This window comes from Lysinibacillus sp. 10T31 (genome assembly GCF_056394365.1).
Genome location: NZ_JBFTHS010000130.1, coordinates 1 through 1,515, shown reverse-complemented (window position 1 = coordinate 1,515; position 1,515 = coordinate 1). Strand labels below are relative to the sequence as shown.

The 1,515-nt window shown below is 33.0% G+C and carries 1 protein-coding gene; it reads left to right on the top strand.

All coding sequences use genetic code 11. The features are described 5' to 3' along the window. Window positions 1-580: 580 nt before the first annotated feature. On the top strand, window positions 581-1,285 hold the full coding sequence (locus tag AC1DCY_RS27090) for an SAM-dependent methyltransferase (RefSeq protein WP_477355762.1): 705 nt from the start codon (window positions 581-583) through the stop codon (window positions 1,283-1,285). Window positions 1,286-1,515: the final 230 nt, after the last annotated feature.

Sequence of the window (1,515 nt, the reverse complement as noted above, 5' to 3'; positions counted from 1 at the left end):
GTCCATGTGTGTACCCTGCAATACCAAGTATCACTTCCCAAACAGGTGAGGATTCTACTTGTAAGGAAATGCTTTCAGCTGGATATGGAGAATAAAGGTGTTTCATAAAAGAGCCTCCTTATTATGTATTTCCTATATTCTAATATATTAGAATTTTTTATTCAATAAATTTGGAATTGAAATTTCTGCTTGCTCCCTTGTAACAAAATACTTCCTTAAGTTATATCTTAACATCAGCATTCGCTCATTACGGGATTAATACATCATCGTTAATAACTGGATTGCTTGTTGTCAGTGTTACTGTTTCTCTGATTTCATTGTTTGAAAAGATATTTCCTGGGAGATCAGAAGCAGCTAATTAATTACATAATCTAAGGGAATAGTTATACGAAGAACTGTTCCCTAAGATTTGTTGCACAGTTTGACCACAGTTTTCTGCAATAGGGCGCCATTCTTCAGGAATTGGCGCTTATTTTACATTCTAGAGCCAGATCGTCAAAGAAGTAGAACTAAAGGAGGTTATTATCAGCAGTATATTTATGGTGAAATAAATGTAATTTTTTAGAAGAGGTGAGTTTAGTTGAGTAATGTTGAGCAGAGTACAAAGTTAGATTTAGAACGAATTGTTTTTATTGGGAGAACCTTTGAAGAGTATTTAGATATGTTCTCGCTTTCAGAGGAAGAACTCCAGGGAAAGAAAATACTAGATTGTCCAGCAGGTGCTTGCTCATTTACTGCTGTAGGTAGTAAATTAGGTTTAGATATAACAGCTTGCGACATTGCCTATTATCATTCAAGTAAGGATCTTGAAAATAAAGGCCTTCAAGATATTGAACACGCAATGGAGCATATGCAAAAAGCTCAAAATAATTATAAATGGGATTATTTCAATGATATAGAAGGTCTTAGGAAGCATCGTCTAAGTGCTTTGCAAAATTATGCTAATGACATGAGGGAATTCAACGAAAGGTACGTTCCACTTACTATACCTTCTTTACCATTTAAGGATGGAGAATTTGATATTCTTTTCTCGGCCCATTTTTTATTTATGTATGCGGATAGATTAGATTATCAATTTCACATTGAAACACTAAATGAGTTATTGAGGGTTACGAAAGGTGAAGTTCGTATTTTCCCTTTAGTTGATTTAGAGGGAAAACGTTATGAGCATTTAGATAAAATAATATTTTATCTGGTGGACAATGGCTGTACAGTTGAAGAAGTGAAAGTATCATATGAATTTCAGATAAATGCTAATACGATGTTAAAAATTCAAAAGGGTTAGTAATGAAAGGGGCAATGGATGGGTTGTCCCTTTTTGAAATAATTCTTATTGAGCTTGGGGATTTTAGTTCCATAGCAATATTCAACAAAACCAGCTAATAGTTGTCAATAATTATCATTAAAAATAATAAAAATATCATGTTATACTAAATTTGTGTATACCAAATAACCGTCCAAATACTTGATTTGGAAAGTTCAGGTCTACTTAGTTAAATGGTTAAATCATGCTAA